Source organism: Rhizobium mayense, assembly GCF_030272705.1.
GTDB classification, from domain to species: domain Bacteria; phylum Pseudomonadota; class Alphaproteobacteria; order Rhizobiales; family Rhizobiaceae; genus Rhizobium; species Rhizobium mayense.
On record NZ_JARFYM010000019.1, the window covers coordinates 1 to 14,795 of the forward strand.

12 protein-coding genes are annotated in these 14,795 nt (G+C 60.7%); 10 read left to right on the top strand and 2 right to left on the bottom strand.

All coding sequences use genetic code 11. The features are described from left to right. Positions 1-93: 93 nt before the first annotated feature. The gene (locus PY649_RS21050) at positions 94-2,055 is read left to right on the top strand and encodes a putative bifunctional diguanylate cyclase/phosphodiesterase (protein WP_285870607.1); all 1,962 of its coding nucleotides are present in this window, start codon (positions 94-96) and stop codon (positions 2,053-2,055) included. Here the strand turns inward: PY649_RS21050 and PY649_RS21055 are convergent. Beyond that, entirely contained in the window at positions 2,052-2,969 is a 918-nt protein-coding gene (locus PY649_RS21055; RefSeq protein WP_285870608.1) for a LysR family transcriptional regulator, read from the bottom strand. The two genes, PY649_RS21050 and PY649_RS21055, sit on opposite strands and share 4 nt — an antisense overlap. Before the next feature lie 171 nt (positions 2,970-3,140). Between PY649_RS21055 and PY649_RS21060 the strand changes: the two genes are divergently transcribed. The 8 genes from PY649_RS21060 to mmsB all read left to right on the top strand — a co-directional run bounded on the left by PY649_RS21060 (position 3,141) and on the right by mmsB (position 11,507). Continuing rightward, entirely contained in the window at positions 3,141-4,349 is a 1,209-nt protein-coding gene (locus tag PY649_RS21060) for an ABC transporter substrate-binding protein (RefSeq protein WP_285870609.1), read from the top strand. A 15-nt stretch (positions 4,350-4,364) separates the two neighbouring features. Continuing rightward, positions 4,365-5,147, top strand: a complete 783-nt coding sequence (locus PY649_RS21065) for an ABC transporter ATP-binding protein (RefSeq protein WP_285870610.1) — start codon at positions 4,365-4,367, stop codon at positions 5,145-5,147. A 1-nt stretch (position 5,148) separates the two neighbouring features. Beyond that, the gene (locus tag PY649_RS21070) at positions 5,149-5,850 is read left to right on the top strand and encodes an ABC transporter ATP-binding protein (protein WP_285870611.1); all 702 of its coding nucleotides are present in this window, start codon (positions 5,149-5,151) and stop codon (positions 5,848-5,850) included. A gap of 4 nt (positions 5,851-5,854) precedes the next feature. Next, positions 5,855-6,742: a branched-chain amino acid ABC transporter permease gene (locus PY649_RS21075; protein WP_285870612.1), complete on the top strand. Its 888-nt coding sequence runs from the start codon at positions 5,855-5,857 to the stop codon at positions 6,740-6,742. A 1-nt stretch (position 6,743) separates the two neighbouring features. Continuing rightward, a complete protein-coding gene (locus tag PY649_RS21080) occupies positions 6,744-7,730 on the top strand; it encodes a branched-chain amino acid ABC transporter permease (protein ID WP_285870613.1) in 987 nt (328 codons plus the stop codon). 177 nt (positions 7,731-7,907) lie between these two features. Beyond that, positions 7,908-9,503, top strand: coding sequence for a GMC family oxidoreductase (locus PY649_RS21085; RefSeq protein WP_285870614.1), 1,596 nt, complete (start codon positions 7,908-7,910; stop codon positions 9,501-9,503). 41 nt (positions 9,504-9,544) lie between these two features. Continuing rightward, positions 9,545-10,603: an enoyl-CoA hydratase/isomerase family protein gene (locus PY649_RS21090; protein WP_285870615.1), complete on the top strand. Its 1,059-nt coding sequence runs from the start codon at positions 9,545-9,547 to the stop codon at positions 10,601-10,603. A gap of 22 nt (positions 10,604-10,625) precedes the next feature. After that, complete coding sequence (mmsB, locus tag PY649_RS21095; RefSeq protein ID WP_285870616.1) at positions 10,626-11,507, top strand: 3-hydroxyisobutyrate dehydrogenase; 882 nt, start codon at positions 10,626-10,628, stop codon at positions 11,505-11,507. Between the two features lie 72 nt (positions 11,508-11,579). Here the strand turns inward: mmsB and PY649_RS21100 are convergent, their stop codons facing one another. After that, a complete protein-coding gene (locus PY649_RS21100; protein ID WP_285870617.1) occupies positions 11,580-13,649 on the bottom strand; it encodes an ATP-dependent helicase in 2,070 nt (689 codons plus the stop codon). 266 nt (positions 13,650-13,915) lie between these two features. Between PY649_RS21100 and PY649_RS21105 the strand changes: the two genes are divergently transcribed. Further along, a complete protein-coding gene (locus PY649_RS21105; protein WP_285870618.1) occupies positions 13,916-14,788 on the top strand; it encodes an SMP-30/gluconolactonase/LRE family protein in 873 nt (290 codons plus the stop codon). Positions 14,789-14,795 lie beyond the last annotated feature (7 nt).

Consider the following 14,795-nt stretch of genomic DNA (forward strand, 5'->3'; position numbering starts at 1 on the left):
CAAAAATATACGGAACTCATTAGTAATATTTCCAAATAAAAATAACTGAAAATCAAGTTTTTTATGGTTTTATATGTGTGGGGGATGAGAGCCATGAGGAACTTGCTTTCAGGCTTGCGCCTGCAGAAAGAGAATCCGACGTTTCTGGTGGCGCAATACAAAGCGCTGTCGTCACAGATACCTGTTCTTTATATTCTTCTGATCATCAATGCCCTGGCCGTGGCGATCACCCATATCCGCACCGCGCCGATGTGGCTGGCGCTTTATGTGCCGGTCGGCCTCAGCATATTCTGTGTTTTCCGGATCGCCTGGTGGCAGATACACGGCCAGGACTCCATAACTGCGGATCGGGCCTATAGGGTGATGAACCGAACGATCGTGTTCGGCGGCGTGCTGACCTTTGCTTTCGGCGCCTGGGCCGTCGCACTTTATCAATATGGCAATGCCTATCAGCAGGGTCAGATTGCCTATTTTCTGGTCGTGACGGGCATCTCCTGCGTCTTCTGCCTCATGCATCTGCCGGCCGCCGCATTGCTGACGACGGCGATCACCTTCTCCTTCATGGTCGTCACCTTCATGGTCTCCGGCAATTCCGTGTTCGTGGCAACGGCGACCAGCGTCATTTTCCTCACCTTTCCCTTCATTCGCGTCATCAACAGCTATTTCCGGAACTTTGCCGGTCTGGTGCGGCTGACGGAGGAACTTGTCGACAAGCAGACGGAAGCTGAACGGCTAATTCTCGTCAACAGCCGCAACGCGCTGCAGGATCAGCTCACCGGCCTTGCCAACCGCCGCAGCTTTTTTCGCGAATTGCAGGATCTGTTGCAGCAACGGCCGGAGGAACCGCCGATCGTCGGTCTTGTCGATCTCGATGGCTTCAAACCGGTCAACGACGTCTTTGGCCACGCCGCGGGCGACCTCGTCTTGAAGCAGACTGCCGAACGTTTTGTGGCCCTGATGAGCGGCAAAGGCACCATTGCGCGCCTTGGTGGCGACGAATTCGGCGTGATTTTTCCACGCGATCTCGGCCGCGATTGTGTCTCCGACTTGGGGCAGGCTTTCTGCGCGACGCTGCGCGAACCCTATGATGTGCCCGGTGGCTCCATTCGTATTTCCGGCTCCTGCGGCATCGTCGTGCCGGAGGGCGGCGGCCATACGGCCGAGCAGCTATATGAAAAGGCAGACTTCGCCCTCTATCAGGTCAAGAGCCGCCGCAATGGCAGCGTCGAGTTCTTCTCCCATGATCTTGAAGAGATCCTCCAGCAGCGGCACCTGATCGAGCTGGAATTGCAGAGCGACAATTTCGCCCGGGAATTGTCGCTGGAATACCAACCGATCGTCGATCTCGATGATGGCCATGTCGTCGGCTTCGAAGCCTTGGCGCGCTGGAACAGCGCCCGCCTTGGCCGCGTCAGCCCCGATGCCTTCGTTCCCGCCGCCGAGCGCACGGCGGTGATCGGCAAGATGACCCGCATCCTGTTCGCCGAGGCGCTGCAGGCGTTATCGATCATGCCTTCGGCGTTGCGCATGTCTTTCAACCTGTCGGCGCGCGACATCTGCGACCATGAGACCTCGATGGCCCTGCTGGCCATGATCCATACCGCCAAGATCGATCCGCGCCGCATCGAATTCGAGATCACCGAGACGGCATTGCTGTCGGATTTCGACACGGCCTATGAGGTCATCGGCCTGTTGCGCGCCGCCGGCATTACCATTGCGCTCGACGATTTCGGCACCGGCTTTTCCAGCCTCAGCCATGTTCACCGGCTGGAGTTCGACAAGATCAAGATCGACAAGAGTTTCGTCATGCAGTTCGATCGCGACGTTCGCTGCATGAACATCACCCGCTCGGTTGCCAATCTCAGCCGCAATCTCGGTATTGCTTCGGTCGCCGAAGGCGTCGAAAGTGCTGCGATTGCCGAGGCGCTGCGTGCTTTCGGGGTGCGGTTGGCGCAGGGCTATCATTTTTCCAAACCGCTGCGCCTGCATGATGCGATCGCCTTTGCCGAGGCGAGTGAGACCGACGTTGAGGCGCGGCGCATGGCGAATGCCTAAGCCGACGCGTGTCCAAGAAAAGCCGGCGCGTTGCGGCGTACCGCATCCACCAGAAAATCGATGACAGTGCGCACGCGCGGAGATTGCCGAAGGTCGCGATGGCAGGTGATCCAGTAGTGGCGCTTCAGGTCGACCTCGTCGGGTAGCACCATCTGCAGATCCGGATGCCGGCTGGCGATGAAGAAGGGCAGCACGCAGAGCCCGAGCCCGTTCTTCGTCGCCGTCAACTGCGCAAATATGCTGGAACTCTGGAATTGCGGCTTGATGCGCGGATGGATGTCGCCGAGATAATCAAGGCCCGGCGCGAAGATCATGTCTTCGATGTAGCCGATGAAGGCATGCCCCGGCAGATCGTCGCGGCTCTCGACGCGCGCGTGGCTGGCGAGATACTCCCGCGACCCGTAGACCTGCAGATGGTAGTCAGTCAGTTTTTCGGTGAAATAGGGGCCGGCTTTCGGCGGGTCGAGCACGACGACGATGTCGGCTTCCTTGCGCGATAGCGACATGATCTGCTGGATCGTCACCAACTCCAGCGAAATGTTCGGATACCGCTCGGTGAACTCCGAAAGCATGGTGGTGAAGAAGAAGTTTGAAAAACCCTCCGGCGCGCTGATGCGCACCACGCCGCGCTGAGCGGCTGACCCGACCGTCAGGTCTGACCGCAGCCGCTCGGTTTCCTGCTCCATCCGCTCGGCCGTATCGACGAAGCGCTGGCCCATGCCGGTCAGCATATAGCCGCGTGGATTGCGCTCGAAGAGCTTGACCTGAAGCGAAAATTCCAGCCGGTCGATACGGCGCGAGACGGTGGCGTGGCTGGTGCGCAATTGCCGTGCTGCGGTCGAAAGCTGTCCGGTCCGGGCCACGGCCAGGAAAAACTGCAGATCGTCCCAAGTGAAATGCGGCGCGGTCTTCATGCCTCCCTTTCTGTTCAAAAATGAACAGACACTGTTTGGAATTAATTGTAAACTTCACTTGCGTCAACGCACGATTTCAATGATCTTGAAGGACAGGAAAGTCGTTTTGAGGAGAACGACTGGCCAATTTTGAACAGATTCATTTTTGCCAAATCTCTGGGAGGAGAAGATATGCGAAAGAGTCTTATTGCGTCCCTGGCACTTCTGCTTGCGACTAGCACCGCGGCCTTCGCCGCTGGGGCCTCCGACAATGTAGTGAAGATCGGCATTTTGAACGACCAGTCGGGCGTCTATGCTGACTTCGGCGGCAAGTCCTCCGTGGAAGCCGCCAAGATGGCCGTCGAGGATTTTGGCGGGAAGGTGCTGGGTGTGCCGATCGAGATCGTCGATGCCGACCATCAGAACAAGCCCGATATCGCCTCGAACATCGCCCGCCAATGGTATGACACCGACAAGGTCGACGCCATCATGGAGCTGACGACCTCGTCGGTAGCGCTGGCGGTGCAGGCGATTGCCAAGGAAAAGAAGAAGATCGATATCGTCACCGGCGCAGCCACGACCGACCTCACCGGCAAACAATGCTCGCCCTACGGCTTCCATTGGGCCTATGACACGCACGCTCTGGCCGTCGGTACCGGTGGCGCGCTCGTCAAGCAGGGCGGCGATACATGGTTCTTTCTGACCGCCGATTACGCATTCGGTTACTCGCTGGAGCAGCAGACGACCGATTTCGTCAAGGCAAACGGCGGCAAAATTCTCGGGTCCGTCCGTCATCCGCTGTCGACGAATGATTTCTCGTCCTTCCTGCTGCAGGCGCAATCATCTGGCGCCAAGGTCATCGGCCTTGCCAATGCCGGCCTCGATACATCCAACGCCATCAAGCAGGCCTCGGAATTCGGCATCACCCAGGGCGGCCAGCATCTGGCGGCACTGCTGTTTACGCTCGCCGAAGTTCATGGCCTCGGCCTGCAGGCGGCTCAAGGCTTGACCCTAACCGAGGGCTATTACTGGAATCTCGATGACAAGAGCCGCGAATTCGGCAAACGCTTCTTTGCCCGCACGGGCAGAATGCCGAACATGATCCACGCCGGCACCTATTCCGCCGTCCTGCAATATCTGAAGGCCGTGCAGAAGGCCGGCACGGACGATACCGAAGCGGTCGCGAAGGAGCTGCACGAAATGCCCGTCGACGACTTTTTCGCCCGCGGCGGCACGGTGGGCCCCAACGGCCGCATGTTCCACGACATGTACCTGCTCCAGGTCAAGAAGCCTGAGGAAAGCAAGCAGCCGTGGGATTATTACAATGTGCTGGCAACCATCCCCGGCAAGGAAGCCTACATCGATCCGGCCAAGAGCGGCTGCGATCTCGTCAAACAGTAAGGTTGCGATCAGCCGATGGCGATCTCCGCGACAGAGCAACGCGAAGAGCCGCGGGTGGTCTTATCCGCCCGCGGCCTCCGCCGCGATTTTGGCGGCTTCACGGCCGTCAAGAATGTCGATCTCGACGTGCGTCATGCCCGCGTGCACGCGCTGATCGGCCCGAACGGCGCCGGCAAGACGACCGTCTTCAACCTGCTGACGAAATTCTTGCAGCCGACGCACGGGACGATCACCCTGCTCGGCACCGATATCACCAGGACAAAGCCGGACCGGGTGGCGCGCATGGGGCTGGTGCGTTCCTTCCAGATTTCGGCCGTCTTTCCGCATCTCTCCGTGCTCGACAATGTTCGCGTCGCACTGCAACGGCCGAATAATCTGGCGCATCAATTCTGGCGGCCGATCTCGGCATTGACGAGCCTCAACGAACGCGCCGAGCAATTGCTGGCAGCGGTCGGCCTGGCGAAGGAGCGCAATGCCATCGCCGCCGATCTGTCCTATGGCCGTAAGCGCGTGCTGGAGATCGCGACGACCTTGGCGCTTGATCCCAAGGTGCTCTTGCTCGATGAACCAATGGCCGGCATGGGGCTGGAAGATGTCAACACCGTCTCCGCCATCATCCGCGATGTGGCGCGCGACCGGGCCGTGCTGATGGTGGAGCACAATCTCTCCGTCGTCGCCGATATCTGCCACCACGTCACCGTGCTCCAGCGCGGCGAAATCCTCGCCGAAGGCAACTACGCCACGGTCAGCCAGGACACGCGCGTCCGAGAGGCCTATATGGGCACGGAGGAGGCGTAGGATGGCGGCGCTGCTAGAGGTGCAGGGTCTCAATGCCTGGTATGGCGAAAGCCACATATTGCACGGCGTCGACATGAAAGTCGGCGAGGGCGAGACCATTACCATTCTCGGCCGCAACGGCGTCGGCAAGACGACGACGCTCCGCACAATCGTCGGTATCGTCCGGGCGCGCAAGGGTAAGATCGCCTTTGCCGGCGCCGACATGATGCATGTGCCGCTGCACAAGACCGCGCACCGGGGCATCGGTTTCGTGCCCGAGGAGCGCGGCATCTTTTCGACGCTCAGCGTTCATGAAAATCTGATGCTGCCGCCGGTGGTCGCGCAAGGCGGGATGACGGTCGATGAGATTTTCGAGCTGTTTCCCAATCTGCACGAGCGCCGCAACAGCACCGGCACGAAACTCTCCGGCGGGGAGCAGCAGATGCTCGCCATGGCCCGCATCCTGCGCACCGGTGTGCGCATGCTGCTCCTCGACGAACCCACGGAAGGGTTGGCGCCGGTCATCGTCCAGCGCATCGGTGAGGTGCTGAAAAAGCTGAAGGAGCGCGGCATGACCATTCTGCTGGTCGAGCAGAATTTCCGCTTTGCCAGCCGCATTGCCGATCGCTTCTATCTGATGGATCATGGCCAGATGGTTGCGGAATTTCCGGTCGGCGAATTGCCCGAGCGGATGGGCATGCTGCACAAGGTTCTGGGGGTCTGACGTCATGACCATGATATTCGGTATCCCGCTGCAGGCGCTCCTCGGACAATTGCTGATCGGGCTGATCAACGGCTCCTTCTATGCGCTCCTGAGCCTCGGGCTCGCGATCATCTTCGGCATGCTGCGGGTGATCAATTTCGCCCATGGTGCGCTCTATATGCTCGGTGCTTTTACTGCCTATTTACTGCTCGCCTATGCCGGCATCGGCTATTGGCCCTCACTGGTGCTGGCGCCGCTGATTGTGGGCTTGTTCGGTGCTGTCGTCGAACGCCTGTGCCTGCGCAGGCTCTACAAGGTCGATCCGCTCTACGGCCTGCTTTTCACCTTCGGCATGGCGCTGACCATTGAAGGCACGTTCCGCTATCTCTACGGTTCTTCGGGCCAGCCCTACGCCGTGCCGACCGCGCTGGTGGGCGCCGTCAATCTCGGTTTCATGTTCCTGCCGATCTATCGCGGCTGGGTGATCGCGGTCTCGCTTGTTGTCTGCCTTGGCACCTGGCTGCTGATCGAGAAGACCAAGCTTGGCGCCTATCTGCGTGCCGCGACGGAAAATTCGGTGCTCGTGCAGGTCTTCGGCGTCAATGTGCCGGTGCTTCTGACGCTGACCTATGCCTTCGGCGTCGCGCTCGCCGCCCTTGCCGGCGTGCTGGCCGCGCCGATCTATCAGGTCTCGCCGCTGATGGGATCAAACATGATCATCATCGTCTTTGCCGTCGTTGTCGTCGGCGGCATGGGCTCGATCATGGGCGCCATCATCACCGGCTATGTGCTTGGCGTGGCGGAAGGCCTGACGAAGGTGTTTTATCCGGAAGCATCCAACATCGTCATCTTCGTGATCATGGCGATCGTGCTGCTCCTCAGGCCCGCGGGCCTTTTTGGCCGGGATGCGTGACATGGCCGATATGACCGATACGCTGAAATCCGAAAGCCGTCGCCCTTCGTCAGTCCAGAAGACTTTTCTGATCGTCGGCCTGGTTCTGCTGATCTGGGCGCCGTTTTTTATCTATCCGATCTTTGTCATGAAGGTGCTTTGCTTCGCGCTGTTTGCCTGCGCCTTCAACCTGCTGCTCGGTTATACCGGCCTGCTGTCCTTCGGCCATGCCACCTTCTTTGGCGGAGCCGCCTATTTCACGGCTTATACGGTGAAGGCGTGGGGCGTTCCGCCGGAACTCGGCATCCTTATCGGCGTCGCCGGTGCGGCGCTGCTCGGGCTCGTGATGGGCTTCGTCGCCATCCGCCGGCAGGGTATCTATTTCGCCATGATCACGCTGGCGCTGTCCTACATGTTCTATTTCTTCTGCCTGCAGGCGAGGTTCACGCAGGGCGAAGACGGCATTCAATCGGTGCCGCGTGGCTTTCTCTTCGGCGTCATCGATCTCAATAACCCCTTCAATATGTATTATTTCGTGCTGGCGGTGTTCATCATCGGCGTGCTGATCATCTGGCGCTTCATCAATTCGCCCTTTGGCATGATCCTCAAATCGATCCGGGAAAACGAGCAGCGGGCGATTTCGCTCGGCTATTCCGTCGCCCATTACAAACTCGGCGCTTTCGTCATGTCGGCGGCTCTTTCTGGGCTTGCCGGTGCGGTAAAGGCGCTGGTCTTCCAGTTCGCCACCTTGACCGATGTCGCCTGGCAGATGTCCGGCGAGGTGATCCTGATGACCTTGCTCGGCGGCATCGGCACCTTGATCGGCCCGCTTTTCGGCGCCGGCTTCGTGGCAACGCTGGAAAATTATCTCGCGACCTCTGAATTCCCGGTCACCGTCATCACCGGCATCGTCTTCATGGTCTGCGTCCTGCTCTTCCGCCGCGGCATCATCGGCGAATTCTATGCGTCGCGGCTCGGACGGAAGCTGGGATTTGAGTATCGGCGCTGATTGCTTGACTTTCCTTCTCCCCGTGAGCGGGGAGAAGGTGCCCGAAGGGCGGATGAGGGGCTGCACGGACTTCCAGCGAATACGGAATTTGCAAGGCCTTCCCGCCCCTCACCCTAACCCTCTCCGCGCCCCTTCGACGAGTTCAGGGCGGGGAAAGCGGACGATAGAGTTTCTGGAATGGATCGCTTCGACTACATCATCATCGGCGCCGGCAGTGCAGGCTGTGTGCTTGCCAATCGGCTGTCGGCGGATCGCAACAACAGGGTACTGCTGCTGGAGGCAGGAGGCAGCGACAATTACCACTGGATCCACATCCCGGTCGGCTATCTCTATTGCATCAACAACCCCCGCACGGACTGGTGCTTCACCACCGCGCCGGAAGCCGGGCTGAACGGCCGCTCGCTGAACTATCCGCGCGGCAAGGTGCTCGGCGGCAGCTCCTCGATCAACGGCATGATCTATATGCGTGGCCAGGCACGCGATTATGATCTCTGGCGGCAGCTCGGCTGCTCCGGCTGGGGCTGGGACGATGTGCTGCCCTATTTCGTCAAGTCCGAGGATTACCACAAAGGCAAGGACGAGATGCACGGCGCCGGTGGCGAATGGCGCGTCGAGAAAGCCCGCGTGCGCTGGGCTGTGCTCGATGCCTTTCAGGCGGCCGCACGCGAAGCCGGAATTCCCGAGACGGCGGATTTCAATCGCGGCAACAACGAGGGCTCCGGCTATTTTGATGTCAACCAGCGCTCCGGCGTTCGCTGGAATACCGCAAAGGCTTTCCTGCGGCCGGCTTTGAAACAGGGCAATCTCACTGTCCTCACAAAGGCGCAGGTCCGTCGGCTGCTCGTCGAGGACGAAGCCGTCACTGGTGTCGAATTCCAGCATGACGGCATGGTGAAACGCGCTTATGCCGACAAGGAAACGGTGCTGTCCGCCGGCTCCATCGGCTCGCCGCAGATATTGGAGCTTTCCGGCATCGGCCGCGGCGAGATATTGAGTCAGGCAGGCATCGAGGTGGTGCGGGAGGTCAAGGCGATCGGCGAGAACCTGCAGGATCACCTGCAACTGCGCATGGCCTACAAAGTGACCGGCGTGCCGACCTTGAACGAGAAGGCGACCAAATTGCTCGGCAAGGCGGCGATCGGGCTGGAATATCTTGTGCGCCGCTCGGGGCCGATGGCGATGGCGCCGAGCCAGCTCGGCATCTTCACCCGCTCCGGCCCCGACAAGGAAACGCCGGACCTGCAATATCATGTGCAGCCGGTGTCGCTCGATAAGTTCGGCGATCCCGTCCATCCCTTTCCGGCGATCACCGCCAGCGTTTGCAATCTTAGGCCGGAGAGCCGTGGCTCTGTGCACATCGAGAGTCCCGACTTCACGGCCCAGCCGGTGATCAGCCCAAACTATCTCTCGACACTGCGCGACCGCGAAATCGCCGTGCGCTCCATCCGCTTGACGCGGCGAATCGTGGCGCAGCCGTCTTTTGCCAAATTCCTGCCGGAGGAATTCAAGCCCGGTCCGTCCTATCAGACCGACGCCGATCTGGAGCGTGCGGCCGGCGATATCGGCACGACGATCTTTCATCCGGTCGGCACCTGCCGCATGGGCGGCGATCCGCAAAGCGTGGTCGATCCGCGCCTGCGCTTTCGCGCCTTGGCAAGACTTCGGATCGCCGATGCTTCGGTCATGCCGTCGATCACATCGGGGAACACCAACTCGCCGACCATCATGATCGCCGAGAAAGCCGCCGAGATGATTCTTGCCGACAACCGCTAAGCGCCAATTGATTGAAGAAGGCGGGCAGAGGGAGTTTTCGAATGCATGGCATAGAAGAGGTCATCGTCGGCCGTCAGGGATCGGCGGGTCTTATCCGTCTCAACCGGCCGCAGGCGCTGAACAGCCTGACATTGCCGATGATCCGGGCGATTGCATCGGCTCTTGCTGATTTCGCCGCCGATCCCGCAATCGCCAGCGTTATCGTCAGCGGGGAGGGCGAGCGGGCCTTCTGTGCCGGCGGCGACATCCGTCTCTTGCATGAGAGCGGCAAACGAGGCTCTGCGGAAGCCGAGACCTTCTGGCGCGAAGAGTTTCGCCTCAATCATGCCATTGCCAACTATCCCAAACCCTATGTGGCGCTGATGGACGGCATCACCATGGGCGGCGGCGTCGGGCTTTCTTCCCATGGCAGCCATCGTGTCGTTACGGAACGCACCAGGCTCGCCATGCCGGAAACCGGCATCGGCTATTTTCCCGATGTCGGCGCCACCTGGCTTTTGCCGCGTACGTCGGGCGAAGCCGGCACATGGATGGGCCTGACGGGCCAGGCCATCAATGCCGCCGACGCGATCTACGCGCGGCTGGCCGATCATTGTGTTGCGTCGTCCGATCTACCGGCTCTGATTGAAGCGATCGGTGCGCTGTCCATCGCAGCGTCGCCGGCCGATGTGCACAGGGTGATTTCAGGTATGGCATCCCCTGCGGGCGAAAGTCGGCTCGCCGCCAACCGCGATATGATCGATCGGGCGCTCGCATATGATACCGTCGAGGACATTCAGGAGGCGCTGGCGCGAGAGGCCGGCGATTTCGCCGCCGAAACTCGGCAGATGATCGCCACGCGCTCTCCCACCAGCCTGAAATTAACCCTGAGATTGCTGCGAGCCGGCCGCAAGGGTGCGAGCCTGGCAGAATGCCTGAACCGCGAACTCGGCGCCTGTCTCGGGATATTGTATAATCCCGACTTTTACGAAGGCGTGCGCGCCGCGGTTATCGACAAGGACCGCAATCCAAAATGGTCGCCGGCAAGCCTTGCCGAAGTCGATGATGTCGCCATCGATCGCTTCTTCGTGCCGGCGCGGCCGCCGCTTTTCGAGGCATAAATGATCATGAGAGGAGAGCATCATGACACGGATCGCATTCATTGGGCTCGGCAATATGGGCGGCCCCATGGCCGCCAATCTGGTCAAGGCAGGCCACGACGTCGTCGGCTTCGATCTCGTGCATGATGCGCTGAAGGCTGCGGAGGCGACGGGCGTCAAAGCCGCAAACGTGCTGACCGAGGCCTTGGTGGATGCCGAAGTTGTCATCACCATGTTGCCGAAGGGGCAGCATGTGCTGACGCTCTGGACCGATATCCTGCTCTCCGTGCCGAAGGGTACCTTGCTGATCGACAGCTCGACCATCGATGTCGAAAGCGCCCGCAAAGCCCACGCGATGGCTGACGATGCCGGCTGCCTGTCGCTCGACGCGCCGGTCTCCGGTGGCACCGGGGGCGCTGCGGCCGGAACGCTTACCTTCATGGCCGGCGGGTCGCAGGAGAGTTTTGCAGGCGCCAAGCCGCTGCTCGAAGTCATGGGCAAGAAGATCGTCCATTGCGGCGATGCCGGCGCCGGCCAGGCGGCGAAAATCTGCAACAACATGATCCTCGGCATTTCCATGATCGGCGTCTGTGAGGCCTTCGTGCTCGGCGAAAAGCTCGGCCTGTCGCATCAGGCTCTGTTCGACGTCGCGTCGACGTCCTCCGGTCAATGCTGGTCGATCAACACTTATTGCCCGGTGCCCGGCCCTGTGCCGACCTCGCCGGCCAACAACGACTACAAGCCCGGCTTCATGGCGGCACTGATGCTGAAGGACCTGCGGCTCGCGCAGGAGGCGGCGCTGTCGAGCGGCGCATCGACGCCGCTGGGTGCCGAAGCGGCGCAGCTCTACGCGCTCTTCGAGAAGCTCGGCAATGGCGGCCGCGATTTCTCGGCGATCATCGAGATGTTCCGGGAAGCGAGCTGAAGATTATCGTGACAATCGAGTGAGTTGAGGGGCTCCTCGGCAGGCTGCAAACCTCAACGAATAAGCCGCAACTCACCGCCACATACCGCGCATCCTCGCCCCGACATCGACGCGCACCTGTCGCGCATGGACCGCTGCAGCGCTTTCCGCGCGTGCTTGCGGCCAGCCGCAGACCTCGAAGAACTGCAGCAGGGTTGCCGGGATGAAGCGTGTGCGCGAGGCGAAGACATGCCGGTCGCCTTGGGCATGCTGGCCATGGGTGAAGAAACGCTGCGGGATGACGAGATCGAGGCTGTCCTTGGCGCGAGTCATGGCGACATAAAGCAGCCGCCGTTCCTCCTCGATCTCGGAGGAGGAGCCGACGGCGAGATCGGCCGGAATGCAGCCATCCACGGCATTGAGGACGAAGACTTTCGTCCATTCCTGGCCCTTGGCGGAATGGATGGTCGAAAGGATGAGATAATCCTCGTCGAGCAGCGGCACGCCGGCCTGGTCGCTGGTGGCGTCGGGTGGATCGAGCGTCAATTCGGTGAGGAAGCGCTCGCGCGAACCGTAGCCGCCGGCAATTTGTTCGAGCTGGAGCAAGTCCGCCTGGCGCGTTGCCGCATCCTCGTGCGCTCGCTCCAGATGCGGTTCGTACCATTGCCGCACGAGGCCGATTTCGGCTGGCCATCCGGCCTTGCCGCTCTTCAGCTCCTGCATGGTCGCAACGAAACTCGTCCAGTCCTCTCCGGAGCGCGGCGGCGCCGGAAAATCGGCCAGCGCTGCCATCGGACTGGCCTCGTCCCCGATATGGTCGAGCACGCGCTGCGCGGTCGAGGGGCCGACGCCCGGAAGGAGTTGCATCAGGCGGAAGCCGGCAACGCGGTCGCGCGGGTTCTGGGCAAAGCGAAGGGCGGCGAGCATGTCCTTGACATGGGCGCTGTCGAGAAACTTCAGCCCGCCGAATTTTACGAAGGGGATATTGCGGCGCGTAAGCTCCACCTCCAGCGGCCCGCTATGATGCGAGGTCCGGAAAAGCACGGCCTGCTGCTTGAGCTTCGCACCGCTCTCGCGATTTTCCAGCACCTGATCGGCAACGTAGCGCGCCTGGTCGCTTTCATCGCGCACCGTCACCAGCCGCGGGCGTTGCGCGCTTTGTCGCTCCGTGTGCAGGTTCTTCGTGAAGCGCTCGGAAGCAAGTTCGATCACCGCATTGGCGGCCGCCAGAATCGGCTGCGTCGAGCGGTAATTGCGATCGAGTGTGATGATGTTGGCGGCGGGGGTAAAGGAGGTCGGGAAATCCAGGATGTTGCGTACCGTTGCCGCGCGGAAGGAATAGATCGATTGTGCATCGTCGCCGACGACGGTCAACCCCTGGCCGTCCGGTTTCAATGCCAGCAGGATCGATGACTGCAGCCGGTTGGTATCTTGATATTCGTCGACCAGCATATGGTCGAAGCGGCCGCCGATATCTTTGGCGATCAGCGGCTCGTGCAGCATATGTGCCCAATAGAGCAGCAGATCATCGTAATCGAGCACATTCTGTGCCTGCTTGGCTTCGACATAGGCCGCGAAGAGGTCGCGCAACTGCTTGTCCCAGGCCGCGCACCAGGGGAAGAAATCGCGCAGTATCTCTTCGAGCGGCGTTTCCGAATTGACGGCGCGGGAATAGATGGCAAGGCAGGTCGCCTTGGTCGGAAAGCGGCTTTCCAGCTTGGAGAAGCCAAGCTCATGGCGAATGAGGTTCATCAGGTCGGCACTGTCTTCGCGGTCATGGATCGTGAAGGCCGGATCGAGGCCGATCTGTTCGGCGTAATCGCGCAGGAGCCGCGCACCGATGCCGTGGAATGTGCCGGTCCAGGTGAGCGCGTCGGCAATGATGCCGGCATTGGCGCCAAGCACCTCGCGACAGATGCGCTCGACGCGCCGTCCCATTTCGGTAGCGGCCCGGCGGGAAAAGGTCATCAGCAGGATACGGCGGGGATCGGCGCCTTTGACGATCAGGTGCGCGACGCGATGGGCAAGCGTGTTGGTCTTGCCGGAGCCAGCGCCGGCGATCACCAGCAGCGGTCCGGCGATATGGCTGCCTTCGACCGTCGTGCCGTGCTCCACCGCCATCCGCTGCTCCGGGTTCAGCTTCTCCAGATAGGCAGCGCTCATGGTCTCTCCTGAAGGCTTCGGACGGCAGTCGGCGAACACGGGATCGGTGACGAATCACGTTCGCAATAATATCCGAATGTTCGATGAATGTTCTGAATTGGTGGAAACTGTCAAGATCGACCGCATCTGCACAGAGATGTGACCCTCCCGTCATGAAGATGGTTCAGATTTAATGGAAGCCGGCTCGAAAAAAGCCTTTGGGGTACTTATTTACCAATTGTGACAGATGATTTGGGGTTTCGGTGCGCTGGGTAGGTTTCCCGAATATGAATGAGACGATCGCCACCGGATTGCGCCAGCCCAAGGCGCCGGTTGCCCTGACGGATGGGCGTATCGCGCTTGTGGAGGCAGATGACAGTCGTCGGTGCCTGACGATGATCGCCGCTGGCGGCATCCGTCGTGAAATCTGCCGGCCCGGTGGGCGACCGTCCGGGCTCGCGGTCGATGGCGACAATTGTTTCTGGGTGGCGGGCGGTCCGGAAAACTCCCTTGTTCGGATCTCTCCTGAAGGCCGCACTTTGCAGGTGATCGAAGGCGGCGAAGACGGCCCGTTTCTCTACCCGAACGACCTGGCTTTCGGTCCTGCCGGCCTGCTCTATATGACTGATTCCGGCGTCCGTATCTCCGACCTGATCGAAGGCTCCGACATTAATCCCGATTTTTTTCAGGCGCCCTATAACGGCCGCGTCTATCAGATCGACCCGGCTGAAGGCCGGGTGCAGCGCGTGCTGGCGACCGGCTTGCTCTATGCCAATGGCATAGCGTTCGGGCCGGACGGGCTGCTTTACTACAGCGAGACATTGACCGGGAAAATCTATCGTCAGATCGTCGGCGGACGGCAGGAACTGTTTGCGCAGGTGATGCCGGCGCCGGCTGTGAAGGCGCTGTGCGGGCCGGCTGGCATGGCTTTCGATCGCAACGGCATGCTTTATTGTACGATTTACGGACAGGGCGAGATCTGCATGATCGATCCCACGGGAAAGATTGCCGGCCGTATCCGCACCGATGGCGCGCGGCCGAGCAATATTGCCTTCACCCTCGATGGCAAATTTGCACTCATTACCGAGCAGGAAAATGGTGTTGTGGAGAAAATAACGGCACCGCGCCCGGGACTACCGCTGCACATGCCATCCATCTGATCTGGAG

Bases quoted from the DNA above. Each gene is read 5' to 3' on its own strand.
- PY649_RS21050 (WP_285870607.1), top strand. From the start codon at position 94: ATGAGGAACTTGCTTTCAGGCTTGCGCCTGCAGAAAGAGAATCCGACG.
- PY649_RS21055 (WP_285870608.1), bottom strand. From the start codon at position 2,969: ATGAAGACCGCGCCGCATTTCACTTGGGACGATCTGCAGTTTTTCCTG.
- PY649_RS21060 (WP_285870609.1), top strand. From the start codon at position 3,141: ATGCGAAAGAGTCTTATTGCGTCCCTGGCACTTCTGCTTGCGACTAGC.
- PY649_RS21065 (WP_285870610.1), top strand. From the start codon at position 4,365: ATGGCGATCTCCGCGACAGAGCAACGCGAAGAGCCGCGGGTGGTCTTA.
- PY649_RS21070 (WP_285870611.1), top strand. From the start codon at position 5,149: ATGGCGGCGCTGCTAGAGGTGCAGGGTCTCAATGCCTGGTATGGCGAA.
- PY649_RS21075 (WP_285870612.1), top strand. From the start codon at position 5,855: ATGACCATGATATTCGGTATCCCGCTGCAGGCGCTCCTCGGACAATTG.
- PY649_RS21080 (WP_285870613.1), top strand. From the start codon at position 6,744: ATGGCCGATATGACCGATACGCTGAAATCCGAAAGCCGTCGCCCTTCG.
- PY649_RS21085 (WP_285870614.1), top strand. From the start codon at position 7,908: ATGGATCGCTTCGACTACATCATCATCGGCGCCGGCAGTGCAGGCTGT.
- PY649_RS21090 (WP_285870615.1), top strand. From the start codon at position 9,545: ATGCATGGCATAGAAGAGGTCATCGTCGGCCGTCAGGGATCGGCGGGT.
- mmsB (WP_285870616.1), top strand. From the start codon at position 10,626: ATGACACGGATCGCATTCATTGGGCTCGGCAATATGGGCGGCCCCATG.
- PY649_RS21100 (WP_285870617.1), bottom strand. From the start codon at position 13,649: ATGAGCGCTGCCTATCTGGAGAAGCTGAACCCGGAGCAGCGGATGGCG.
- PY649_RS21105 (WP_285870618.1), top strand. From the start codon at position 13,916: ATGAATGAGACGATCGCCACCGGATTGCGCCAGCCCAAGGCGCCGGTT.